Here is a 25,360-nt window from a genome sequence, read left to right as displayed (position 1 = left end):
TTTATTCCGTCGTGAGTGCGGATTGTATTTTTGTTGTGGCATGCTGTAGTGAGACTTCGCCTGCCACAACCGTCAGTAAGCGTGAATCTTTAAATAAAGCAATTGAGGGCACTGATCGAATACCGTAGATAGGTGCCAATGTAGGAGACTGAGCAATGTCAACGATGCCAAAATGAATAGCAGTGCTATTTAGTTGTGTCGGTAATTGCTCAAAGATAGGCCGCATATTTTTACAAGGCTGGCACCAAGAGGCGGAAAAATACACAACGGCGATCTGCCCAGGCTGTTCTGGATTTAAGAGAGCACGATTAAAACTGCATTGATCGAGGTGTTTGATGATCGCCATAATGAGGTCTATTTTACCTAAAATTTAATTATCACTCGGTAAATCGAAAATATGTTCGCTAAGATTATCGACAATAGTGTTAGGTAAGCAAGAAATGCTAGTGAGAAATTTATCTTTTTGATACACATTGACTTCTGCTTCATGCTTTGTGCCTAAATATGCAGAGGATATGGTATAGGTGTAGTGACCGTTACGAAAATCCATCTCATAGATTTGCGCAGTACCCGTATCGGTATCAGCACCTTTTGGATTGAAATAGCGCGCCACTAATTGTTCTGGCTTTCTCTCCATAGTGATATCCGGTGTTTGGTTCAGTTTACCAAACTGATAAATATACTGCCCATTCACTAAACTGACATTGACCTTTTTTTGATTTTTATTGACACACTGGAAGACAGTAACAGTATGGGAATTAGCAAGAGCAATGGGAGAAAGTAATCCTAAAGAGAGGGTAAAACACACTATATTACGGTAAGTTAGCATAATGAATCCTAATATTCTTATTGTGTAAGGGGAGCATTTAACGACTATAAACATTATCAGACGGTTTGATTAATTTGTTATATAACTGATGAGTTTATTTTGCTACAGCTAATTTATGCTGACGCCGTTTTCAGATAAGTTGATTAGCGACCTTTCAATACTATTTTGAGTCGGAATATATACCGCTATTAGAGGGAAATACCGTTTATTGATAAAACGCTTTTCGACTTTTAACAGGGTTTATTCTCAATCTCGAGTGTATTATTTAGAGGGAGCTATGATTGATATCATTACATCGTAATATTGTTTGAGTGTTATATTTTAATTATCACTATGCATGATTTTTATTAGAGAATGGATGCGAGTTTCAAGTGTGTGAGTAGCAAGATTGCATTGTCCTCCAATAGCCCTGACGTGAGCATCGCTATCGTAGAAACGGTTGTGCTATAGGCAATATGGCCCAGTGTGTTGTTTCGATTTTTATTAGTTTATATCCCTCCTTTTTGTATTCGATGATGATTGATCCGCTGCGGATAGCCTCAAAGTACTTATATGTTGCGAATAAGATCTATTTTAGGAATTTGTGCGTTCGCTACCATTTCTTTTGAATGCAAATGTAAACTAATATCATTTGTACTAAGTACAAGGTAAGATAGCACCATTATTTGTGATATGGGTGAAATCGGCGGGTTACATCATAAGTTCAAAGCTTGTTTTTGTGATGTTACTAACCGTGTTGAGCATGCGATGTGTTTAATAAATCAGGTCGGCTCATCACACCTAAAGCGATAACTCTCATTATTTAGAGTATAGATGGAGGAAATTGGATGTTTGTAAAATCATTAACTTCGGGGCTAGTTTTACTGTCGGCCTTAGTGCTGGCGGGTTGTGATCAATCTAAAGAAAACAAAGAAACCTCAGCGGCGGCTGAGAAACAAACGATCACGATTGAGCATGCTCAAGGTAAAACAGACGTTCCCCGCCATCCTGAAAAAGTCTTCGTGATGAATATGGAAACCCTAGATATTATGGATGCACTGGGTGCTCCAGTCGCGGGTCTTCCACAAACTAACGTCCATTTACCCAAATTCTTATCTAAATATAGCGGCCAAGAATATACCAATGCTGGGACATTGTTCGAACCTGCTTATGAAACCATTAGTAACGCTCAACCAGACCTCATTTTAGGTGGTAGTCGTGCTCGTGATGCATACGATAAACTGAGTGCGGTTGCTCCCACCATCTCAATGGATATTGATAACAAACGTTTTATCGATAGCTTAACAGAGCGCACGACTGAATTGGGTATGCTGTTTGGCAAAGAAAAAGAAGCTGAGCAGTTAGTTGGTGATTTCAAAGCAAAAATTGCGGATATCAAAACGAAAACACCAAATGCAGGTAAAGCTATGGTGATTCTAGTGAGTGGCGGTAAAATTTCTGCTTATGGTCCTGGTTCACGTTTTGGCTTTATTTTTGATGAGTTAGGTTTTGAACCTGCTTATGTGTTCGGTGAAGACACAGGCAGACACGGTAATATTGTTAACGCAGAATTGCTGGTCAAACTGAACCCAGATTGGTTGTTTGTGATTGATCGTGATAGTGCAATCGGTCGTACTGATGCGCAGCCTGCTGCACAAGTATTAGATAATGCATTAGTAAGAAAAACATCTGCATGGGATAAGCAGCAAGTGACCTATCTTGATCCAACTGCGGTCTATATCGCTGGTGGTATTCAAACTTATTCTCAGTTAATGGATGATGTTAATAACGCACTGGAAAAAAGCCAAACAAACTAATCAATGAAAACGCTTTATCTATTTTTTGGAATTATCGCCTTATTGGTATTAGCGGTGATCAGTTTGTTTATTGGAGCGGGTGACGTGTCACCCGTTTCACTTTTCACTGACCCCGAGATGCAAGACATCTTTTTTATCAGTCGAATTCCTCGAACCGTTTCTTTAATCTTAGCAGGCAGCGCAATGAGTGTTGCTGGGCTTATCATGCAACTTCTCACGCAAAACCGTTTTGTTGAGCCTTCATTGGCTGGAACCACTCAATCAGCGAGTTTAGGCTTACTGTTTGTCATGGTGTTGTTCCCAACTGCGGATATCATGACAAAAATGGTGGTTGCGAGTGGGTTTGCTTTGTTAGGCACTATGTTGTTTATGATCCTGTTGCGCCGAGTGATTTTAAAATCTGCTCTGATTGTACCGCTTGTCGGTATCATGTTAGGTGCGGTGATTAGTGCTCTCACCATTTTTACAGCTTATACCTTTGATTTATTGCAGGCATTAAGTGCTTGGATGAGTGGAGATTTTTCTAGCATTATTCAAGGTCGCTATGAGCTTTTATGGCTAGTCGGGTTGCTCACATTGCTTGCGTGTTGGATTGCGGATAGCTTTACGGTGGCTGGAATGGGGCGTGAATTTGCTATCAATGTTGGTTTAAACTACCGCAAAGTGATGACGATTGGGCTCTCTATTATCGCGTTGATTAGTGGGGTCGTCGTCGTTGTCGTGGGCGCGTTGCCTTTCTTAGGACTGATTATTCCTAATCTTGTTAGCTTAATTATGGGCGATAACATTCGTAAAACACTGCCGTGGATCTGCCTTGCCGGTGGAGGCTTAGTGTTGCTTTGCGACATTATCGGTCGATCAATTCGCTATCCATTTGAAATACCCGCAAGTGTTATTTTAGGTGTTATCGGCGCCGTGATTTTCCTTTTCTTATTATTGAAGCAGCAACGTTATGCAAAAAGTTAATGCATCAATTGCATTGCCCAAAAAGGGTATGACACCACGACAAAGGATATGGATTTTACTGGGGTTATCGGTTTTAGCGATTGTGCTATTTATGACGATTAACCTAGGCAATAACCTCGCTTATATACTGCCGCATCGGGGTTATATGGTACTGACAATGATTCTGGTTGCATTTGCTTCCGGTGTATCGACGGTACTTTTCCAAACGATTGCTAATAATAAAATTTTAACGCCTTCCATTATGGGGCTAGAGGCGTTATTTATTTTATTACAATCCATCTTTGTCTTTTATACCGATATTTTTCCTGCATCATGGCTATTAAATATTGGTAAGTTCTTATTAGAATCTTCGTTATTGGTTCTCTTTTCGGTATTGCTTTATCGCTGGTTATTTGTGTCAGCTAAACTCAATATCAACCTTGTTTTGATGGTAGGTATTATTCTTGGGACCTTATTTCGCAGTACTGCTACGCTATTGCAGAGACTGATGGATCCTAACGAATTTTCTATTCTACAAAGTCGTATGTTTGCGACCTTTACACGTGCGACACCTGAGCTAATTCTCTTTACTCTCATCATTACGCTTGTTGTCGGCATTCTATTATGGCGCATGCGTTATTGCTTTGATGTTTTGGCGCTTGGTCAAGCGAATGCCATTAATTTAGGTATTAATTATCGTCATAAAGTGACGGTAATCTTGCTGCTTATCTCCATACTCGTCGCTATTTCGACCGCCTTGGTCGGGCCATTAACATTTTTAGGATTAATGGTGGCGAACTTAGCTTATTTTATTAGTGGTAGTAGCCAACACCGTTATCTATTGCCTGTCTCTTTCTTGTTGGGGGTAATTGCGTTAATTGGTGGGCAATTGATCCTAGATTATGGTTTGAATATGGCGGGTACGCTATCTGTTGTGATCGAATTTATCGGCGGCATATTCTTTATTTATATGGTGTTAAGAAGGTTTTAGTATGATTGAAATTAATCAGATATCGAAAAGTTATCAGGATACTAAGGTCTTAGATAACATCACAACAACCATTAAAAATAGTGGTATTACGTCGATTATTGGGCCGAATGGGGCCGGTAAGTCGACACTGTTGTCTATTATTGGTCGCTTATTAATGGCTGACTCCGGTCATGTCAAAGTGAATGAATTAGATGTTGTGAAAACGCCAAGCGATAAATTAGCAACTTACTTATCTGTATTACGTCAAGAAAACCAGTTTGCTAGTCGCCTTACGGTTGAAGAGTTAGTTGGTTTTGGCCGTTATCCTTATACCAAAGGGCGCTTGACCGTCGAGGATAAAAAGAAAATCGACGAGTCGCTCGCATTCTTAAATCTCTCTAATTTACGTCATCGCTATTTAGATGAGTTATCGGGCGGTCAGCGACAACGCGCTTATGTTGCAATGGTCTTGTGTCAAGACACAGAATATGTGTTATTGGATGAGCCGTTAAATAACTTGGATATGAAGCACTCTGTGATCATGATGAAGTTATTACGTCGCGCAGCGGATGAACTAGGTAAAACAATTATTTTAGTTATCCATGATATTAACTTTGCGTCGGTTTATTCAGATCATATTTTGGCCATGCGGTCTGGGGAGTTAGTTTATCATGGCACGCCCAAGGATATTATGAAGGTGGACATTATTGAGGATATCTTTGATACACCAATAGAAATAAAATCGGTGGATGACAAACTCATTGCGATGTATTACTAGCTTAATTCCTTAGTTTCTATCGTATAAAAAATAACCTCTATCACCGGTTCGGTATAGAGGTTATTTTATTGATGCAGCGAATGATAATAAATCACCATCGCCCGCTGCATTAAATCACTTATTTCTTAGGACGTACCGCGGTCACTTCGATTTCAACACGCCAAGCTGGGTTAGCTAGTTTAGCGACTTGGAAAGTTGAACGAGCGGGCAGGTTTTCTGATTTGTCATTATAGAATTTTGAGTATCCAGCCATAAAGCCAGCAAAATCCATAGTGCCTTTAGTTTCATCACCACCAACAAGGAAAACTTGCATTTTCACAACATCGTTCAGAGTCAGGCCAAGATCAGCAAGGTGAGCTTCGATCTGCTTCATGACGTTGATAGTTTGAGTTTCAGTATTACCGTATGACTCAAGGACACCTTCAGGAGCGTCTTTAGAGATTTTAGTTGGCACCTTTCCGCTTAGGAAAATGATGTCATTAGTTGCACTGATTTCTACCGACTCAGCGATAGGCATTCCTTGCAGCTTATTGGTTTTTACACCTTCAGCATTTGCACTCGCTACACCCAGAACCAATGGGAGAGAAAGAAGTAAAGTTTTATAGCGCATGTAAGCTCCTTAACATTATCACAGTAATAGTTCTCCTCATACTTCAAGCCGTCGCGTTGTTGGCGACGGACTGAGTTATTTAGAGTATCAACTTATATAGACAAGCCATACATTCATTGATGCAATGCACAGCTTGAACAATAAATTTTAAAGAACAATTAACGTCAGTAGAAATTATCGCTCTTATTCAGTAAAACGAGAAAGTCTGTATGGGTGTGGATCGATGACTGGTTTAGTATCCATCAATAGATCCGCAGTCAGTTGACCTGATGCTGGACTTTCTGTCATACCCCAACCTGTTGCTGTGTTGATAACAAGGCCTGGGTATTGTTCAATTTTAGAAATAATTGGAATTTCATCATCGGTTGGGCTAACTGTGCCGCCCCAACGTTCAACTACTTTCGACTCTTTAAACACAGGGAATTCATTACGTAGTCTTTCGAGTACGCCATCCAGATGGTCTGTGTTTGGTGTGTTAGTAGCTGTACGGAACTCTTCAAATGGTGTTTTTTCATCTAAACGCCATGACGTTGCCATTGTGAAAGAGTTAAACAAATCTTTACCGATAGAGAATTCTAATGGTAGTTCTCCGCCGCCCAGTAAGTGCATAAAGCGTGGACCTAACAGGAAGCTATCTTTCACGATAGAGCTCGTAAAGATACGTGGAGCAACCGCATAAGTTCCATCTGCTTGCTCACGGAAGTGGATACCATTTGGTAAGTGTACGTTACCTTTTGGTGCGCCCGGTACACCCGTGATACGTTGTTGTGAGAGATAAACATTGAGTGTAGGAACGTCAACGCCGAGGTTACCCATAAACAGACGAGACCAAATACCGCCCGTTAGAACCACGTTAGAGGTTTTGATGGAGCCTTTCTCAGTCACCACATCTGAAATTTTACCGCCTGCGGTTTCCAAGCCTCTTACGGCACAATTGGTATAGATACGAATCCCGAGTGATTTTGCGTAGTTCGCCATCGTTGGCGTCACAACTTCAGGATCGAGACTACCAGCATCTTCTTCAAATCCACCAATTTTCCATGGTGTCTGAGCATTAGGAAGACGTTTTGCCAGTTCTTCACCCTCGATCATGCGAGTTCTCAATGGGGTATCAAAACCTGGGTTCTCTGAATTCTTTTTAATCCATTCTCTGGTCAGTTCAAGATCTTTTTCGCTTGAAGGAACTTCAACACGGCCTTGAATTCGGTAACTCGTATCTGCACCGATTTTTTCATTCATACCGGTCCATAAAATCTTTCCATAATGGTGTAATGGAAAAATTTCTGGAGAGGTTTTGTAACTAATGATTTGACTGTAGGCACGACCAGACTGTTCACCGCCGACAACACCTTTTTCACAAATAACGACGTTCATTCCTCTTTCAGTAAGATTAATGGCAGTCATTATTCCTTGAAGGCCAGCACCGATAATGACAGCATCTGCTGATTTCGGTAATGCCCCCTCGGTGCCCGCAACAGCAGGTACACGAGATTTAGTCGACTCAAATCGACCTTCTCTACGGATCATTGGAACAACCGTAGCACCCCCTGCGAGAACACCCGCAGCACCGACCCCTAAAAGTAGTTTTCTTCTCGAGATTTTCATCTGTAACCTCAATAATAACCTTAGTTTTTATATAGTAAATTATTACAATTTAAGATAATCATATTATCATAATTCAAGTAATTGTTAACCATGGGGTATATTTGTTAATAAAACTAAGTGGAATGTGAATAATCTTGATTGTGATAGTCAAGCCTGTAAAGGGTTTGCGCGTTGTTTTAATAAAAATCAATCCTTTTAGGCGGCAAAAAAATAAAGTGAAATGTCAGCTAAAATGTACAGTTGTTTTTTTATTTGCTCGGGAAAAATGTCAATTTGTTTCACGAGGTGAGTAATAAATAAAAATACTCAAACATGTTAAATAATAATCAACTATATTTCGTGTGGTTAATAGCAAGAAAAAAAAGGTGCCCCATTATTATTGCATTTGTGAGGTGCCATCTTGATGGTGGAGGAAAGCCAGTGACAAAGACGAGACAGTAATGATTAAATATTTATTAAATGTCTAAATATATTTTGAAGATTATTGCTGAATTTTTAAACTTTATATTTTTGTTTGGTAGAAAGTTGGTGAAATAATAGCGTCTCATTAGGTTTACACTATTTAAAAATAAACGCAAAAAATATATTTGTTCAATTTTTATCGGTTGCTACTGTGGGTGGGGATGTTTTTTACTCAATAAAACATATAGTTATATTTTCCTGCTTTGGGTGAGTCATGCAGGTTGATTTTTAAATTTGGTTTCAACCTTTTCGCCACTGTGGTGTTAAAAATAATCTTAACGCCTACACTCTGTTGTACGCTCATATTGATAGAAACAAAATATACGAGCATTGTAAATAGGGTTATTTTTTGGGTGATTCAATAATTGTGTTATGACGTTAAATCTATCTGTAAGTTATTTAGCTTAAACGCTATCCGTATATTTATTGTGCTTATTAGTCTAGTAGATATAAAAAGCGTGTATCAAAAAAATATGGGTTATTTGATGTTTATTAATTAAATATTTTACTTAGACTAAATTACTTAGATAAAAACCCTTACAATTAAGGGCGGATTTGTTATAAGTTTAGTGATTATTCCTTTGTGTAATATGGGGTGAAACCTTGAATTATGTTTGCCGTCCGTTGTTCAATAGCATAATTCTTTTGATTTTCTTAGTTATCCTTACTGTGAGTATAAACCTTGAACGAAGTGCTGTTTTTATCTTTAATAAAGTGCTTTAGGTATTGGCTCAATGAAGGTGGTGCTAGTAAGGCATGACCTTTCACCCTAGAATTCTTATGATATTCATTGAAGATTTTTTGCATGAAAATTAGGCAGTCTTGATCTAAAACCGATAAAAATCGATAGAGCAAATCAAGAGTGAGTGGGGTGATGCCATTTTCGTAGCGTGAAATTTGCTGTTGGCTAATTCCCATTAACTTAGCAAGTTCCTTGCCGGTTATTTTTTTCTCTTTTCTTGCTTGGCGCAACAAGCTACCTGCTAATGTGGTGAGTTTATGCTCTTCCATTATCCTATTTTCTACCCAATGTTAGATTAGATGGTGGTTATCACTAGGTCGCTACTATAACGAGTCCATAGTTGGTGTAAAAATGTTTGTACCGAATAGATAAGGATAATTGATAGCTTTTGACTATCATAATGATTTATTTCGATCGAATATTTCGATCATTTGTTTTGTTTGATAGCTGTTTTTTTAGCTAATTGAAAGTTTAAAGCTATGATGGGTAAGTCATTTTATGATTATTATTTTGATTATATTTTTCATATCATATAAAAAATAGTGAATGTGGTTATTAATACGCCATATTTGGAATTATTTATTTGATAGTATTTTGTTTCTATTTGTTACAAATTCTCATAAGCAGAAAATACTCTGTACGCCGTAGTTTCATATAATGAGTATTTTGGGGCTAAACGTGAGCTGTAAAGGCCATGATTGATTCATTTTTGTCTAAGTTGTGTAACAGTGAGATAAAGTTGATGCGATGAGCAGGAATTAGAGGACGATGAGCGCATTGAGCCAGTCGCGCTATTGCAAGCGAGAGAATTTCTCTCTGTAGACAAATAACCTGCCATATTGATTGAAAGCGGCGCAACTCGATATTTTGCGCCGCTTTGTATGACCAATTACTATTTAAAAATAGTGGTTCAATAGAGAGCATTAATGACGGTCATTCAAATATTCAGGCTCCTTAGGAAGCTTAAAGCAGCAGAACAAGCAGATACATAATATAACCATGACATAAATAAAGAATGAGTTTTCTGCGCCATTGGCTTTAAATTGTAATGCGACTGAGGGAGCTGAGCCGCCAAAAATTGCATTTCCTATCGCATAGGATACACCGACACCTAATGCTCGTAGGTGCGGTGGGAACATTTCAGCTTTAACCAAACCACTGATCGATGTATAGAAGCTTAATAGCATCATTAAGAAGATAAGTAATAAAGTGATAATGACAGGGGAGTAAGCAAAATAACGCATGCCTATCACCATTACGGGATAGATAAATATAATCATAGATAGCGTAAATGTAATCATGGCGGCTCTACGACCAATTTTATCTGAGATAATGCCAAATAGCGGTTGAGACAACATAAACACAAATAATGAGATGGTCATGATATAGCCGACAATTTTGCTATCAATACCGATATTGGTTAAATAGGTTTTTGAATAAACCGTAATAATATAGAAACACAGAGATCCTGCTGCGGTATAGCCAATGACTAATACAAAGGATTTCCAATGTTGCTTGAGTAGTGCGATTAAAGAACCAGACTCCTCGGCTTCAGAAGCTTCATTACTGAGCGTTTCATCAAGGCGTTTTCGGGCGATCAGCGAAACAATAGCGGCAAAGCCACCGATGACAAAAGGAATACGCCAACCCCCATCCGATAACTGCTGTTCACTGAGGAACGCTAACAGAATGACACTGAGTAAACTCGCTAATAACTGACCCCCAGAGAGTGTGACATATTGAAACGATGCAAAGAACCCCCGTTGTCCTTTGAGGCCAAGCTCACTCATATAAGTTGCAACCGCACCATATTCACCACCAACAGATAATCCTTGTAACAAGCGAACTAGCAGTAAAAGTAATGGCGCAAACATTCCTACTTGTGCATAAGTGGGGAGAGCCGCAAATAAGAAAGAGCTGAAGCCCATCAAGTAAATTGAGGCAACCATAGAACGTTTGCGACCATGACGATCCGCGATGCGACCAAATAGCCAACTACCGATGGGACGCATAAAAAAACTGGCTGCAAAGACACCCCATACATAGATAGATTGTGTCAGGGGATCCATATTTTGAGGGGTAAGAGCTTTAGTGAAATAGGCTGCAAAAACAGCATAAATATAAAAATCAAACCATTCCACTAGATTACCCGAAGCCGCACCCACAATACCGCGAATACACTTGGCTCGGTTATCTTGCGTGATATCCGTTTTTTTGAGATTAACTTGAGATATTTCCAATTTATCACCATCGTAACATTGGTTAACAATATTTTAACTAATAGCGATATTTACTTAGTGAGTCAATATTTGAATATATGGTAAGTTAAATACTGAGATCAATATCCTGTTTTTCGTTTCTTTTTTAGATAACTAACAAGACTAAATTTTACAAGTAACTGAGTGTTTTATAGATGTTTTTTAATTAGTTTAACTTAGCTATTGAGGTGGACTTTCCTGTTAATTAAGAATTTTCGCAAATAAAAGCGCTGACAGACTAATATCGTGAGTAAAATACCTTTCCTTTGCATTTCATTGCATGAATGCAGCGAGCTTGAGAAATAAAAAAATAATAGGTTATTGATAGTGATCACGAAAATAACGATGAACATGCCTTTGAATATTGGTTGATTCAGTAAAGAATACTATCGATTAATATGATGCGATTCATGCTTAACCATTTGAAAATAAATACTTTTTAAAAAGTGGTGTTTGTCGGTTAGTTTAAATTGAACGTTAATAAAATCCTCTATCTAAATTAACGTAATAAAAATGATTATCATTTTATATTTATTAATGTTGATAAATTTATGTTAATTAATTCTTATAAAGAATAATAAAAATGTTTTATTATTTTTCTGATAATTTTGTTAGCTAAATATTAACTGAATGCAATCATTATATTTTAGATATAACCGACTGGAAATGTATTTTATAAAGTTATTAACTAACATTTAATACCGTTAATAGAGGGAAATAGGCTAAAATAATTCGTCGGTATATATGTTTTGATATAACGGAAGCGCTGTGATTTATAGTTTTTATCAAAGGGTTGGTGTTATTAGTAACGTAGGTTATTACTCTTTTATTGATGTGAAACAATCTCTTAGTTTTGTGTGTTGATATTATGACCTCGACTAAAAATCTTATTATTTCGACTTTATATGACTAGTCACATTTATGACTAATCGTACTCATCTTAAATAAATTTTATTCAGTGTCGATGGAAGTTTGATTTCTAACACTTTAAGCAAACTAATTGAGCGAGTTATGTATGGCAAATATAAAAGAGAAAGCATCTGTTTTTGCTCCTCTTACCCGTCGTGGATTTATTAAAGCCGGAACAATCACTGGGTTAGCGACAGCGGCTGGAGGATTTTCTCTTCCTTTCAGTTCGGCTGCTGTTGCAGAGCAAAAAACAGTTACCCCCACTGGTGAAGAAAAAGTGGTTTGGAGTGCATGTACAGTCAACTGTGGGAGTCGTTGCCCATTACGTATGCATGTCGTTGATGGTGAAATAAAATACGTTGAGACTGACAATACCGGCAATGATGTCTATGAAGAATTGCATCAAGTGCGTGCCTGTTTACGTGGCCGTTCTATGCGCCGTCGAGTCTATAACCCAGACCGTTTACGTTACCCAATGATGCGGGTCGGTAAACGTGGTGAAGGCAAATTCAAACGCATTAGTTGGGATGAAGCTTTTGATGTCATTGCTGACAATATGAAGCGCTTAATTAAAGACTATGGTAATGAGTCTATCTACCTCAATTATGGCACTGGGACTTTAGGCGGTACAATGACAAAATCATGGCCACCAGGGGCTACATTGATTGCACGTTTGATGAATTGCTGCGGGGGATATCTAAATCATTATGGCGACTATAGTACCGCACAAATTGCTGCCGGTTTAAATTACACTTACGGCGGTTGGGCTGACGGTAATAGCCCTTCTGATATCGAAAATTCAAAACTTGTCGTCATGTTCGGTAATAACCCAGGTGAAACACGTATGAGTGGCGGCGGGGTCACGTACTATGTTGAACAGGCTCGTGAAAAATCGAACGCCAAAATGATTATCATTGATCCTCGTTATACCGATACAGGTGCAGGACGTGAAGATGAATGGATCCCTATTCGCCCAGGAACCGATGCTGCATTAGTCAGTGCGATCGCTTATGTGATGATCAAAGAAGATTTAGTCGATCAGCCATTTCTTGATAAATATTGTGTTGGTTATGATGAGTCGACTTTACCAGCGGGAGCCCCCAAAAATGCGCACTACAAAGCCTATATTTTAGGGGAAGGACCAGATGGCCAAGCGAAAACACCTGAATGGGCCGCACCTATTACAGGTATTCCTGCTGCACGAATCGTAAAACTTGCACGTGAAATTGGTATGGCGAAACCGGCTTATATTGTTCAGGGGTGGGGACCACAACGACGCTCTAACGGTGAGCTTGCCTCCCGTGCTATCGCAATGTTAGCGATTCTTACAGGGAATATCGGTATTCATGGTGGCAATACTGGAGCGCGAGAAGGATCGTACAGTATTCCATTCGTGCGGATGCCAACTTTAACCAACCCAGTAAAAACCAGTATTTCGATGTTTATGTGGACAGATGCCATTTTACGTGGGCCTGAAATGACGGCAACACGTGATGGTGTTCGCGGTAAAGATAAACTTGATGTGCCGATTAAAATGGTTTGGAACTATGCAGGAAACTGTTTAGTGAATCAGCATTCAGAAATTAACCGTACCCATGACATTCTGCAAGATGATTCGAAATGTGAAATGATCGTGGTGATTGATAACCACATGACAGCATCAGCGAAATATGCCGATATTTTGTTACCGGATTGCACCGCTTCTGAACAGATGGATTTTTGTATGGATGCTTCAGCGGGCAATATGTCATATGTCATTTTTGCCGATCAGGCAATTAAACCGCGTTTTGAAAGCCGCAATATTTATGAGATGACGAGTGAAATTGCTAAGCGTATGGGCGTTGAAGCGCAATTTACTGAAAACCGGACTCAAGAAGAGTGGTTACGTCATCTCTATGAGCAATCTCGCGAGGCATTACCTGAATTACCAACTTTTGAAGCGTTCCGTGCACAAGGCATTTTCAAAAAACGCGATCCTAAGGGCCATCATGTTGCTTATCGTCATTTCCGCGAAGATCCGATCGCTAATCCACTCACGACACCATCGGGAAAAATTGAGATTTATTCTTCTCAATTAGCTGAGCTGCAAAATCTTTGGGAGCTCGAGGAGGGGGATGTGATTCATCCATTGCCAATCTATTCCGCGGGTTTTGAACAGTATGGGGATCCATTAATGGAAAAATACCCACTACAGTTGACTGGCTTCCATTATAAATCACGTACTCACTCGACATATGGCAACGTTGATGTACTGAAAGCCGCATGCCCACAAGAGCTATGGATTAATCCACAAGATGCAGTGAAACGAAACCTAAAACATGGCGATTTAGTGAGAGTATTTAATGATCGCGGCGAAGTGCGCGTGAAGGTGAAAGTGACACCTCGTATCGTGCCGGGCGTCGTGGGTCTCGGTGAAGGCGCTTGGTATGACCCAGATGGTAATCGAGTGGATCATGCCGGAAGTATTAATGTGCTAACTACCCAACGGCCGTCGCCATTAGCCAAAGGTAATCCATCACATTCTAATCTTGTTGAAGTTGTGAAAGCTTAGGGGTGCGAGTTATGTCAACGCAATATGGTTTTTATATCGATTCAAGTCGTTGCACTGGCTGCAAAACCTGTGAGCTAGCGTGTAAAGACTTTAAAAATTTATCTCCAGACGTCAATTTTCGTCGTATCTATGAATATGCTGGTGGCGATTGGACTGAGCAAGATGGTGTATTTGGGCAAAACGTTTTTGCTTATTACCTGTCAATTTCCTGTAACCATTGTGATGATCCTGCATGTACAAAAGTATGTCCAAGTGGGGCAATGCATAAGCGGGAAGACGGTTTTGTCGTTGTTGATGAAGAGGTTTGCATAGGCTGTCGTTACTGTAGTATGGCTTGTCCTTACGGCGCTCCGCAATTTGATGAGGTCAAAGGACATATGACCAAATGCGATGGTTGTTATGAGCGAGTTGCCGAAGGTAAAAAGCCGATCTGTGTTGAGTCTTGCCCGTTACGTGCATTGGATATGGCACCTATCGACGAGTTACGTCAAAAATATGGCACCTTAGCGGAAATCGCGCCATTACCAGCTGCAAAATATACACATCCAAATATTGTGTTAAAACTGAATGCCAATAGCCGTCCAGTTGGTGACACTTCAGGGCATCTGGCTAACCCGGAGGAGGTATAATATGGGATCGGGAATTCATGAATGGCCATTGATGTTTTTTACGGTGATTGGTCAAAGTGTCGCGGGTGCTTTTATGATGATGGCTGCGGTATTACTGAGCGGTAAACTTTCAACTGAGTTGGATCGCAAGGTTCATTACAGCATGTTTGGCTTGTGGCTGTTGATGGGAATAGGTTTTTTATTATCAACAATGCATATGGGAACACCATTACGTGCTTTTAACTCATTTAATCGCTTGGGAGCATCTTCCCTCAGTAATGAAGTTGCCAGCGGCGCCATTTTCTTTGCGTTAGGCGGTTTTTATTGGTTGCTAGCGGTCTTCAATAAGATGCCTGCTGCGCTTGGTAAAGTATGGTTGTTCATCGTGATGGTGATGGCGGTTGTCTTTGTTGTTGCGACCTCTCGTGTGTATCTGATTGATACCGTGCCAACATGGAATACTATCTATACGACAATGAATTTTATCCTCACCGCATTCCTTGGAGGACCTATACTTGCTGCATTATTGCTGCGTATTGCAGGCTTTGATTTGCAATGTATTCGTCGTATTCCTGCGCTAAGTGTGTTGGCATTATTGGTGAGTATATGCATCGCTATTTCTCAAGGTTTTGATTTAGCGAGTATTGAAACATCTGTGCAAAAAGCCACCGACTTAGTACCTGATTATGGAATATTGATGGATATAAAAGTGGTGGCTATTGCGATGGGATTAGGCTGCTGGATCATGCCATTAATCGCGAAACGTAACCCTTCTGTGCTGAATATGTTGATAGGATTTTTATTCGTGATGGCCGGTGAAATTGTCGGACGCGGCGTTTTCTACGGCTTACATATGACAGTGGGTATGGCAGTTAACTAGTTAATGAAAAAGAGGCTTAGTAATTTACTGCTAAGCCTTTTAATGCGATTTATGGTTAAATCAAGATAGACAAATTATTAAATATCTAACGATAAGTGAATAAAACACACCATGAGTGAACAATCTTTAAATCATATTTCTTTGACGGCACGAGTGCTTGGTGCTGCTTTCTATTATGCGCCAGGCGATATACAGGAAATCATTTCATTGCTGTCAACGCTTCAATGGACAGAGGAGTGGCCGTACGGTTCTCATGAGCAAAAACAGGCTATTGCCGATAAATTGGCCATAATCGCGACGGATAATGAATCCTTGGATGAGGCCTATCAGCGGTTATTTATTGGGCCTTATGCGCTGCCTGCACCGCCTTGGGGATCGGTATGGCTCGATAGGGAAAATGTGATTTTTGGGGACTCGACTTTACAATTGCGTGAGTGGATGCATGCCCATAGTATCGATATTCATTTATCACAGAATGAACCTGAAGATCATTTTGGCTTATTGCTTATGATGGTGGCATGGGTCGCTGAAAACAATCCATCTCAATTAAACGAGTTATTGGCTCAGCATATATTACCTTGGGGATTCCATTATCTTAATAAAATGGAGCAAGAGGCTAACTTTCCTTTCTATACAGGCCTTGCTGAATTAGCGCATTTAACATTAGCGAGTTGGCAGCAATCGCTTCATGTTGACGTAGAGAAGAAAATGATTTTTTATCGCTAATATTAAAATGGCATAACACGTATAGCCCTTAACTGAAAGGGCTATATAAATATAAAACAACCACTTGTATTTTGTGTTTTCTCCCAATCGCATCCCCATCATGTCTTTCAGGTAAAAAGCCATAGTCTGTTGTATCCATTGAGAGGTATAGGGGAATACACTTATTTTCTATTGCTTGCGAGTTATCCTATTTAGATAAATTATTTTTTCTAGAGTATAGGGATAGCGATTAAGTCGGTTTAAAATAAGTCGTTTTTTCTCTGGTCGTTATGATGGGTTGAGTATGCGTAATCAGTCATTAATGCTTTTTTTTATTTTTCTTTTTTTATCGGTCACAAAGTCGTTTGCACAAGTATCAACACAAAGTACAGAGAATTGGCAACTGGTGGATACGCCGCCAGCACTGATGCAACTTAAACAAAGTGAGACGATTTTCGCCCCAATTGCAGGTAACATGAAAGCCGTTGCTGAACTTTATCCTGAGCATGGTTTTTATCTGTATAAACCAATGGGGGATTACCAACCTATACAATTTGGGAATGATTATGCCTATGTTAATACTGAGGCGGTATCCCCATTAAAACCTCGCTTAACCCCTGAAGATGATAGGCTAAATGAGTTAAGTAACCCGATTTATGATTATTTAATTACCACAAAAAATACGCCCGTATACCGTTCGGCAAAACCGCATAGCCAGCCAATCGCAACGCTATTTAGCAATCTCCGCTATCCAGTATTAGTTCGTATGATTAAAACAGATAAGCAAGGGGAAAAAGTGGCATGGTTAACGATTCGTTTAGGTGATCGCTTGGGGTATATCAAGTTAGATGATGTGGAGATAGATAAAGGTATTCCTATCTTGACCTATCATCATTTACTGAAAGAAAGTGAAAACAAAAAATTCCAACAGACTTCAACGACGACTTCGGTTGAAGCATTTCAAGAACAAATGAATTATTTGCAGCAAGCGGGTTATCAAACGCTTTCTTTAGCCGATCTTGAAGGATATTTAGATAAATCAGTGAATTTACCCGCTAAATCAGTGGTGTTAACCTTCGATGACGGTTTGAAATCGGTATATCGCTATGCTTATCCCATTTTAAAACACAATCAGCAGCAAGCGACCTTATTTGTGATCTCTTCGCGTATTAAAATGACCCCTCAAAAATGGTCTGCGGACGGGCTGCAATTTATGAGTAAGCAAGAAATAAAAAATTGCCAAGATGTGTTTAATATTCAGTCGCATACTCATTTTTTACATAAGCTCGATAAGCACAAAAGCCCCATTATTTTTAGTCGTCAAGAGCACACTATTTTCTTAGACTTCCAGCGCTCTATGCGAATTTTACAGCAATTTGAGCCTGAACAACGCTATTTAGCATACCCCTTCGGTGGATTTAACCCAATCGCGATGGATGCCGCTAAGTTATCGGGCATACATCTTGCCTTAACCACGATTCAAGGTAAGGTGCGCCTTGGCGATAATCCATTTGCCCTTAAAAGGTTATATGCACTGAAAACAGACCCAATCGAAAAATTTGCACGTATGGTGGGGAATAGTGGACAGTCGGTGGTTAACGAAAATATTGTTGTTGATAGGTAGAATCGTTATTTAAGCAAGAATATCTTATCGGCCTTCATGTAATCGTTTTATTATTGATAAACAATGGAAGCATATTTCCATTGTTTATCTTTTTATATCGCAATAGTCGGTTAAGAGTGTGGGTCATCCGCCCGCTTTCCTTGCCCCATTTCTTTTAAAAAGCGCTGCTGATAAATAAACAGCTCTTTAGCTGAAATACAGTGATAATTGATAGAGAACTGTTCAGCGGTACACTGAATAATATCCGCTAAAGCAGGATAGTGGCGGTGATTCCAATTAGGAAACAAGTGATGGGTTAAATGTAAATTAAGCCCACCGAGCCAGTAAGTTAACCAACGAGGGGTAGTATGCCAGTCATAGGTCGTTGAAAAAGTATGGGTGTAAAATCCATGCGGCATATTTCCTTGTTCTGGTGGGGTATAGAAAGTCGCTTTGGCCCAGTGAGTACCTAAAATTAATACCACGAAAATCAGCGATGCTAACATTTGGCTCAAGAAATAAGTGAATAGTAGTAAGCCTAATCCAATCTGTTTATCTGTCAGGAGATAAAAAGGAATGATAATCACGAGAGAGATATGCAGTATTTTGGCGCATAGAAATGTCACAATGCCGCTTTGCCCTTGATGGCGCATATGTGGAGCAACACGCGTGAAGTGGAAGCGATCTAACCAATCAAATACCCAAATTAATGCTGGAAAGGTGAGCGCCGCAACCAATGGCCAATAGAGGTGCTGCGCCTTCATAAAAGGATACCAGCGTTGATAGGGGGTTTGTCGCAATACAAAATTTTCTTCGATATCTAAATCATAATGACGAATGTTGGTATGCGCATGATGAAAAATAATATGGCGTACTCGCCAACATTCGGGATCCAAGCCTAAAGGTATCGTGATCCAAAAATTTAGCCAACGGTTGGCTTTCGCTTGCTTGAAGATTGCATTGTGCGAGGCATCATGGACTAAATTGATCGCTAAGAGCAGCGCAAAGCAGATAAATAGGGGATAAAAAATAAAAAAGAGCCATGCCGCATCACTCCACAGGGCAGTGAGATAGCTACCTAGGCAGCAACCCACTAATACTAGGCTTTTTAGATAAAACCGCCAATCGGCAAAGCGATGGTCATTATGCTGCTGTAGATATCGATTAGCGGCCTGCATGAGTGCTTGGCGGAATGCTTGGTCTTGACGATGCTGGTAGCCGAGTGGTCTTAGGGGGTCAGGATGCATGGTTGACCTGCACTGGCTGACGGCCAATACCCAGTAGCAAAGAGAGGCTATGTAGCCATAGTGCTCCAGCCAATGTTAGCCAAAACAGGGTTTGCCACTGCCAAATAAATAATACGCAAAACAATAAGACGGTCGCGATAGTAAACCAACTCCACAGACCTACTAGGCGGCCATCGGATATTCCTGATAAGGCAATGGTCCCCGCGGCAAGCAGAGTAAACAATAGTATTTGTTGGCCAGTCGTACCTTGATAACCATAACCATATAAATAAACATAACCAATAACGAGAGTAAAAAGTAACAACGTTCCTATGACAAGGAACCACTGATTAACGCGATATAATGGCACTTTTAATGAAACTGTTTGGGGTTTTCGCTTTAAGATCCGCCAAAATGGACGGTTATTATCAATGAATGGGTTCTCTGTTGCTGGCTCGCCTTTGATACCATAGTGGTACTCGCTGTCAGGTAATGCTGAAAATGTCCCAAACCATTTATCCCAAAAGATAAAGCTACCACCAAAGTTACGGTTTGAGTAGTGACCCTCTTTGATGTGGTGAACTCGATGATGGTGTGGCGTAACCATGACTTTCTCCCACCAACCAAGGTGAGGTATTAATGCACTGTGATTAAAAAATTGAATACTATAGTGCAGAATAGAAATGGTAATAAAGATTTCGAGTGGAATACCCAACAAAGCTAACACCATGAAGAATGGGATAGATGTCAATGATGAATACCACGAATTACGGACTCCCAGAGAGAGATTGAAATGTTCACCTTGATGGTGAACGACATGCACAGCCCATAACAGACGATATTTATGGTGTAAGCGATGTAACCAGTAAAAACCAAAATCCCACGCAAATAGCGTAAAAATCCAAACTAACGCTATAGGCCAGTGTTCAACAACACCTAATGAAAAGTGACTGACAACGAATCCGTAACAAAACAGCTCTAATCCACGAAATAACCACAACATAATATGGCCTGAGTTCAGGTTAAATACCCACTCTTGCCAATTAATTGTTCCTTTTTCTGTTTTTGTGATGATGATTCCTTCAAGCGTCACAACCAATAACATAAAAATAATCGGAAAAGTTAATTCATTCACTTAGCTTTTCTCCATAAACATACGGCTGGTTGTGCAAAACGAACAATATACAGCACACTGATCGCCGTTAAAGCTCCGGTCACAACATCAATAAATAAATGTCGTTTTAGTATTAAAACAGAGGCACAGATAGCGATGGCCCATAATAAATATATTGTGGTACGAATGATTTGCTGTGATGACCATAATGCATTGAGAACAACAAGAGTCAATGAGACATGTAGAGAAGGTAATAAATTTTGCGGGCTATCGATACTCATGAGATGACAAAGCGCATGACCTGCTAATGAAAGGCATTCAATCGGTGGATAACTCATCGTCGTTGGAAAAAATAGATAGATAACGCCTGAAATAAGGGCACATAATTGCATCGCAAACATTAAGCGACGTGCTTGGCTAAGGGAACTACATAGATAACCTAATGGAATAAATACAAAAAAAGAGAGATATAGCCATATTGCTTCCACGTTGTAAGGAATAGCATTATCGACCCAACTTGGCGCTAATAACGTGGCATTTTCATCAATTTTACCTGTGAATTGATAAATAATACCGACGGTTCCCCAGCCAAGGAGGCAATAAAGCAATCGTAATAGAATGTGTTTGAAATTCATTCAACCTCCTTGCGCCTGATCCGTCTTCGTTTTATGGCAAAAGGTTGTGAAATAGGGTCGACGCGTAGCGTCCAAGTCAGCTGATCAATCGCCACATTTTGCCTAATAAAGTAGTCTTCTAGCGAGCGCTGACATTGTTTGAGTTCAAATGCCTGACACTCTCCCTGTAAATCGAGATGGCAGCCTTGTTGAGTTAAGCGAAAATCAGCAGTGACAGGGAGATGATTAACGATAATGCGAGACACGGGATCAGCAAATAATGTCACGACATTGCCGTGAAGGTCAGGTAGCAATAATTGGTCATCACAACGACCTTCGATTCGTTCAATGGCAAGTTGAGGATCACCACAAGGGCAAGGAGTGTCACGTATGACTAAAATATCATCCAGTTGATAGCGAACGATAGGTTGTGTTTTTCGCGTAAAATCGGTGATTATTGGTGAGAATCGCTGTTCATCTAGCCAATGTGGCTCAATATGTAAAAAGGCTTCATTCAGATGCAGGGTTCCCTGTGCACAGGTACAACCTAAAAACCCCTCAGTTGCTTGGTAAATTTCGCCGACATGAGAAAAACATTGCTGTAGAAGCTGCTTATCATGAGGTTGTAGAACCTCGGCAACGGAAATAACGTTTCGTACATTGAGCTTAATCTCTCGGTTGTTAATGGCTTCTGCAATTGCGCATAGCACCTGAGCAGGGGCGACAATAATAGTCGGTTGATCGCTTTCTAATGTTTGTAGCTGTTGGCGGAAATTGGCATAGAGGTCATAAAAGCGCAACGAGATCCAACGGTTATTAACACTTTCATAGAGGTTATTATTTGCCCGTAAAAATAAGGCAATGCGTTCACCGTTGAATAAACCGAGAGGTAGCATTTTGGCTAACATACTACCAGACCAAATATTTTGTTCTTGTGGACTCACGACGAATAAGCCACGACGGCCGGAGGTACCCGATGAGAGGCCAACACTGTATTTACCCATTTTGGGTGAAAAATCACGTGATTTTTCGCTCTGTTGAGCGCAATGAAGCAGCCTCTCACTGGAGAGCTTAGCGGTATTCATACGGTCAAAGTTATCCATCATGATTTGTTTATTCATGATAGGAAATTGTTCAAGCGGCAGGTGTACAAACTGACTAAAATAAGGGCTTTTTACCAACGTCTTGCGTTTAAACGCGTTTAAACGTCGCTGTTGATAGTCCTCAAGTGCCACTCGGTCTGTAAAGTGCAGACGTTTGGCTCGCCAGTAATGCCATAACACGGATAAAATCAAATAAGGTCCCCTTCATGGCATAATTGAATGGGAATATTTTGTTTGTCGAGTTGATGCAGTTTATTAAGTGTCTGATAATAGGCGTGCTTATCATCCATAATGATATGAGCAATCGCCATAGGTCCACGTCGTTCGCGATAATTCGTGGGTGACCAAGCGGCATCACCCGCTAATAAAATCCAACCTTGTTCAGTGAGTACACATAGCCCAATATGCCCAGGGGCATGCCCCGGTAACGGAACAATGAATAATGTTTTTTGGTCATTGACCGCAAAACCTTTCCCAAGGATCTGCAATTCAGGTGGAAGTTCGACAGCCTCCAGTCCTTCATAAAAACGTGTTCTTTGCTCGAAATCTTCTGGGATCAGCCCACGAACAAAAGCGCCTTTTAATGCTGCAAAACCAGTGAGGTGTCGTGTTTTTTGCCACCCTTCACCGGAACAAATAATTGGAATTCCAGGGAAGTCACGTAGTCCAGCAATATGGTCACCATGAAAATGGGACAAGATAAGGCCATTCACATCATTTGGTGTGATCCCTGCATCTGCAAGTTGGTTAATGAGGGCATCTTTACTCTCAAAATAGACCGGTGTGACGGTGCGGTAAAACCGCATGATCCCTGTACGAGTATGGTCATAAAAGTGATTCGCATAGCCCGTATCAAACAGCCATCGCTGATCATTCCCCTCAATTAACCACGCTCTGGCAGGAAATTTACATGCTTTAACACTTGCCCCTTTTAATGCCACACAGCCAGGGTGAGTACAATATCCTACCTCAAACTGATTGATAGTTAACATAATTTATCCTGCTGCCGTAGCCATTGGGCTGTTAGGTGAATACCTTCCGTCATATTAATAGGCGGATAATAGCCGAGTTCTTGCTGGGCTTTTTGATTATCTAACGTCATGGTGAAATAAGCAGCTCCCAGACTGTAGCGGGTTAATAGCGGCTCTTTGCCGGTAAGGTGTGCGATACCTTCAAGTACTGTTGCCAGTGTCAATAACACCGGATAAGGGGCTGAGCATATTTGGCAGTCTAATGTTAACTCATCAAAGAGTTGTTCTAACGTTTGCCTCAGTGGCTGAGGTTGTTGGTTAGTAATATTATATGTTGCCCCACTGATAAGGTTATCTCTGGTAGTGGCTAGCATCATACTGTGAACAACGTTACCAACATAAGTCAGATCGAATGCATGTTTACCACCCTCTGGCAGCACTAATTTGCCTTTTCTCGCTTTAATTTGAGCGAATAAACGAGGCAATAACACACGGTCATAGGGGCCAAACAAACCGCGAGGGCGCAATATGGTGTAGCGTGTGAGGGGGTAATATGCAACGCTTCGTGCAATCGCGGTTTCGGCTAAATATTTGGTTCGCGCATAGTGGTTGGCAAAACGTGTATTAGTCTGTGTCTCCGCAATATCACGCTGGTGGCTGAAATTGAAGTAAATCGCGGGGGTGGAGATATGAATAAAGCGCGGAATATGTAGCTCACCCGCGGTATCTGCAAGCATTTGGGTTGCTCGATAATTGATCTCGACAAACTCATGGTATTTCCCCCAAGGGGATGAGAGTGCAGCACAATGCCAAATAGCGTCGCAGCCATCCATCAACCTTTTGGCGTTTTCAATGGAAAGATGGGCAAGGTCGATTGGCAAAAACTGGACACCTTGCTGGCTAAGCTGTTGGCCAATTTCTTTATTTCGACCACAAGCAACCACTTGATGACCCTGTCGCAGTAAGCTATCGACCGCATTTCTACCCAGTCCACTCGTTGCACCTGTCACTAATATTTTCATGGGATCAGCACCATGGCACAAAAAGCGAGCCCCGCAGCAGTCCCTATTAACATGACATTTTTTTGCTCATAAAATCGGCCACTTTCAATTGCTTCATGTAATGCGGAAGGAATTGAGGCAGCGACTTGGTTGCCACGAAAACGGTAAATATCAATTAACTGTTCCGGTTTGACACCTAAGCGTTGCCGCATATGCTCTAAAGACAGATGGCTTGCTTGATGAGGGATGACGGTGCCAATGTGATTAATCGGCAAATGCGCATCTGTTAAAACGCGTTGCATAAAACGTTCGACCAAGGATGAGGCCATTCGAAACAGTTTTTTACCTTGCATATGAAATAAAAAATCCGTATCGGTCATGCCTGCGCGTGGATTTCGACGTGTGCCTCCAGCGCGTATTTCACACAGCTCGATACCTTCAGTGTGTGTTTCATGATGATAAGTGATGATGCCACTTGTTCCATCGCCTTTTTCAACAATGACGCAGGCAGCGCCATCACCAAAAATTAATGCGGATTCATTATCGTGCCAATCGATCCCACGAGAAGCCAGATCCGCGGAAACGATGGCAATGCGTTGATATTGGCTGGTAGAAAGGAAACCCGCGGCTACTTGCAGCGCGGTGATAAAGCTGACACAACTGGCATTAATATCAAAACAGGCGATACCTTGCTTCAGTCGTGATTGCGCAAGAATGTGTGCGGCCGTACAAGGAAGAGCTTGAACGGAAATAGCTGAGGCAGAAATCAGCATGTCAATGCTTTGCGCTGGAATTTGTTTGGCTTCAAGGGCATGGTGGAGCGAATCGGCAGCTAATTGTGCTTGAGAATCTTCATTATTTGCATGAAAGCGATAATCAATACCCGAGTATTTTTTCACATAGCCGCTCGGCTTATTGAGTCTCACATCTAACTCTTGTGAGTCTATTTTATTTTTAGGAAGTGCAATGCCCGATGCGATAATTTTTATCGGGGTCACGAGAGGGTTAGTAAGCATGTGAAGCTTATCCATATAAATAAATTATTAGGATTATAGATATCAGAATTTCTACTCATTATAT

At 40.5% G+C, this 25,360-nt stretch carries 22 protein-coding genes; 9 read left to right on the top strand and 13 right to left on the bottom strand.

Annotated features, from left to right (window positions below):
* Position 1 precedes the first annotated feature (1 nt).
* Together M1F03_RS16655 and M1F03_RS16650 are read right to left on the bottom strand one after the other, a co-directional pair.
* On the bottom strand, positions 2–346 hold the full coding sequence (locus tag M1F03_RS16655) for a thioredoxin family protein (protein WP_247047704.1): 345 nt from the start codon (positions 344–346) through the stop codon (positions 2–4).
* Positions 347–370: 24 nt separating this feature from the next.
* Complete coding sequence (locus M1F03_RS16650; RefSeq protein WP_163863126.1) at positions 371–829, bottom strand: hypothetical protein; 459 nt, start codon at positions 827–829, stop codon at positions 371–373.
* 827 nt (positions 830–1,656) lie between these two features.
* Between M1F03_RS16650 and M1F03_RS16645 the strand changes: the two genes are divergently transcribed.
* The 4 genes from M1F03_RS16645 to M1F03_RS16630 are packed head-to-tail and all read left to right on the top strand — an operon-like array spanning position 1,657 to position 5,318.
* A complete protein-coding gene (locus tag M1F03_RS16645; RefSeq protein WP_154621990.1) occupies positions 1,657–2,625 on the top strand; it encodes a siderophore ABC transporter substrate-binding protein in 969 nt (322 codons plus the stop codon).
* Between the two features lie 3 nt (positions 2,626–2,628).
* Complete coding sequence (locus tag M1F03_RS16640; protein ID WP_154621989.1) at positions 2,629–3,591, top strand: ABC transporter permease; 963 nt, start codon at positions 2,629–2,631, stop codon at positions 3,589–3,591.
* Positions 3,578–4,561, top strand: a complete 984-nt coding sequence (locus M1F03_RS16635) for an iron chelate uptake ABC transporter family permease subunit (protein WP_154621988.1) — start codon at positions 3,578–3,580, stop codon at positions 4,559–4,561. The genes M1F03_RS16640 and M1F03_RS16635 overlap by 14 nt, the downstream gene beginning before the upstream one ends.
* Position 4,562: 1 nt before the next feature.
* Entirely contained in the window at positions 4,563–5,318 is a 756-nt protein-coding gene (locus M1F03_RS16630) for an ABC transporter ATP-binding protein (RefSeq protein ID WP_154621987.1), read from the top strand.
* Positions 5,319–5,436: 118 nt separating this feature from the next.
* On the opposite strand, the gene M1F03_RS16625 is transcribed toward M1F03_RS16630, so the two are convergent.
* From M1F03_RS16625 to M1F03_RS16610, 4 genes are all read right to left on the bottom strand, one after another.
* Entirely contained in the window at positions 5,437–5,928 is a 492-nt protein-coding gene (locus tag M1F03_RS16625; protein ID WP_154621986.1) for a RidA family protein, read from the bottom strand.
* A gap of 183 nt (positions 5,929–6,111) precedes the next feature.
* On the bottom strand, positions 6,112–7,533 hold the full coding sequence (locus M1F03_RS16620; RefSeq protein WP_154621985.1) for an NAD(P)/FAD-dependent oxidoreductase: 1,422 nt from the start codon (positions 7,531–7,533) through the stop codon (positions 6,112–6,114).
* A gap of 1,116 nt (positions 7,534–8,649) precedes the next feature.
* A complete protein-coding gene (locus M1F03_RS16615) occupies positions 8,650–9,006 on the bottom strand; it encodes a helix-turn-helix domain-containing protein (RefSeq protein ID WP_163863122.1) in 357 nt (118 codons plus the stop codon).
* A 654-nt stretch (positions 9,007–9,660) separates the two neighbouring features.
* Positions 9,661–10,977 carry an MFS transporter gene (locus M1F03_RS16610; RefSeq protein ID WP_154622413.1) on the bottom strand — a complete coding sequence of 439 codons (1,317 nt, stop codon included), beginning with the start codon at positions 10,975–10,977 and terminating at the stop codon, positions 9,661–9,663.
* A 1,033-nt stretch (positions 10,978–12,010) separates the two neighbouring features.
* On the opposite strand from M1F03_RS16610, the gene dmsA reads away from it, so the two are divergent.
* The 5 genes from dmsA to M1F03_RS16585 all read left to right on the top strand — a co-directional run bounded on the left by dmsA (position 12,011) and on the right by M1F03_RS16585 (position 18,272).
* Complete coding sequence (dmsA, locus tag M1F03_RS16605) at positions 12,011–14,455, top strand: dimethylsulfoxide reductase subunit A (protein WP_163863119.1); 2,445 nt, start codon at positions 12,011–12,013, stop codon at positions 14,453–14,455.
* 11 nt (positions 14,456–14,466) lie between these two features.
* Positions 14,467–15,084: a DMSO/selenate family reductase complex B subunit gene (locus M1F03_RS16600; RefSeq protein WP_154622737.1), complete on the top strand. Its 618-nt coding sequence runs from the start codon at positions 14,467–14,469 to the stop codon at positions 15,082–15,084.
* Between the two features lies 1 nt (position 15,085).
* Entirely contained in the window at positions 15,086–15,943 is an 858-nt protein-coding gene (locus M1F03_RS16595; protein ID WP_154622738.1) for a DmsC/YnfH family molybdoenzyme membrane anchor subunit, read from the top strand.
* 111 nt (positions 15,944–16,054) lie between these two features.
* Entirely contained in the window at positions 16,055–16,669 is a 615-nt protein-coding gene (dmsD, locus tag M1F03_RS16590; RefSeq protein WP_163863117.1) for a Tat proofreading chaperone DmsD, read from the top strand.
* Positions 16,670–16,952: 283 nt separating this feature from the next.
* Entirely contained in the window at positions 16,953–18,272 is a 1,320-nt protein-coding gene (locus tag M1F03_RS16585) for a polysaccharide deacetylase family protein (protein WP_318840015.1), read from the top strand.
* Positions 18,273–18,382: 110 nt separating this feature from the next.
* On the opposite strand, the gene M1F03_RS16580 is transcribed toward M1F03_RS16585, so the two are convergent.
* The 7 genes from M1F03_RS16580 to M1F03_RS16550 are packed head-to-tail and all read right to left on the bottom strand — an operon-like array spanning position 18,383 to position 25,296.
* The gene (locus M1F03_RS16580) at positions 18,383–19,498 is read right to left on the bottom strand and encodes an acyl-CoA desaturase (RefSeq protein ID WP_318840014.1); all 1,116 of its coding nucleotides are present in this window, start codon (positions 19,496–19,498) and stop codon (positions 18,383–18,385) included.
* Entirely contained in the window at positions 19,488–20,612 is a 1,125-nt protein-coding gene (locus M1F03_RS16575; protein WP_196713667.1) for a sterol desaturase family protein, read from the bottom strand. The genes M1F03_RS16580 and M1F03_RS16575 overlap by 11 nt, the downstream gene beginning before the upstream one ends.
* A complete protein-coding gene (locus tag M1F03_RS16570) occupies positions 20,609–21,226 on the bottom strand; it encodes a phosphatase PAP2 family protein (RefSeq protein ID WP_196713666.1) in 618 nt (205 codons plus the stop codon). The genes M1F03_RS16575 and M1F03_RS16570 overlap by 4 nt, the downstream gene beginning before the upstream one ends.
* Entirely contained in the window at positions 21,223–22,500 is a 1,278-nt protein-coding gene (locus M1F03_RS16565) for a F390 synthetase-related protein (RefSeq protein ID WP_196713665.1), read from the bottom strand. The genes M1F03_RS16570 and M1F03_RS16565 overlap by 4 nt, the downstream gene beginning before the upstream one ends.
* Positions 22,497–23,300 (bottom strand): MBL fold metallo-hydrolase, encoded by an 804-nt coding sequence (locus M1F03_RS16560; RefSeq protein ID WP_154622744.1) that lies wholly within the window; start codon positions 23,298–23,300, stop codon positions 22,497–22,499. The genes M1F03_RS16565 and M1F03_RS16560 overlap by 4 nt, the downstream gene beginning before the upstream one ends.
* Positions 23,294–24,301, bottom strand: a complete 1,008-nt coding sequence (locus tag M1F03_RS16555) for an NAD-dependent epimerase/dehydratase family protein (RefSeq protein WP_251464726.1) — start codon at positions 24,299–24,301, stop codon at positions 23,294–23,296. The genes M1F03_RS16560 and M1F03_RS16555 overlap by 7 nt, the downstream gene beginning before the upstream one ends.
* The gene (locus M1F03_RS16550; protein ID WP_154622746.1) at positions 24,298–25,296 is read right to left on the bottom strand and encodes a 3-oxoacyl-[acyl-carrier-protein] synthase III C-terminal domain-containing protein; all 999 of its coding nucleotides are present in this window, start codon (positions 25,294–25,296) and stop codon (positions 24,298–24,300) included. The genes M1F03_RS16555 and M1F03_RS16550 overlap by 4 nt, the downstream gene beginning before the upstream one ends.
* Positions 25,297–25,360: the final 64 nt, after the last annotated feature.

Origin of the sequence: Providencia sp. PROV080 (assembly GCF_033688105.1) — a bacterium.
In the GTDB taxonomy this organism is placed as follows: Bacteria; Pseudomonadota; Gammaproteobacteria; order Enterobacterales; family Enterobacteriaceae; genus Providencia; species Providencia zhejiangensis.
The sequence above is the reverse complement of the archived record's forward strand: the minus strand, read 5'-3'. Positions and strand labels throughout refer to the sequence as shown.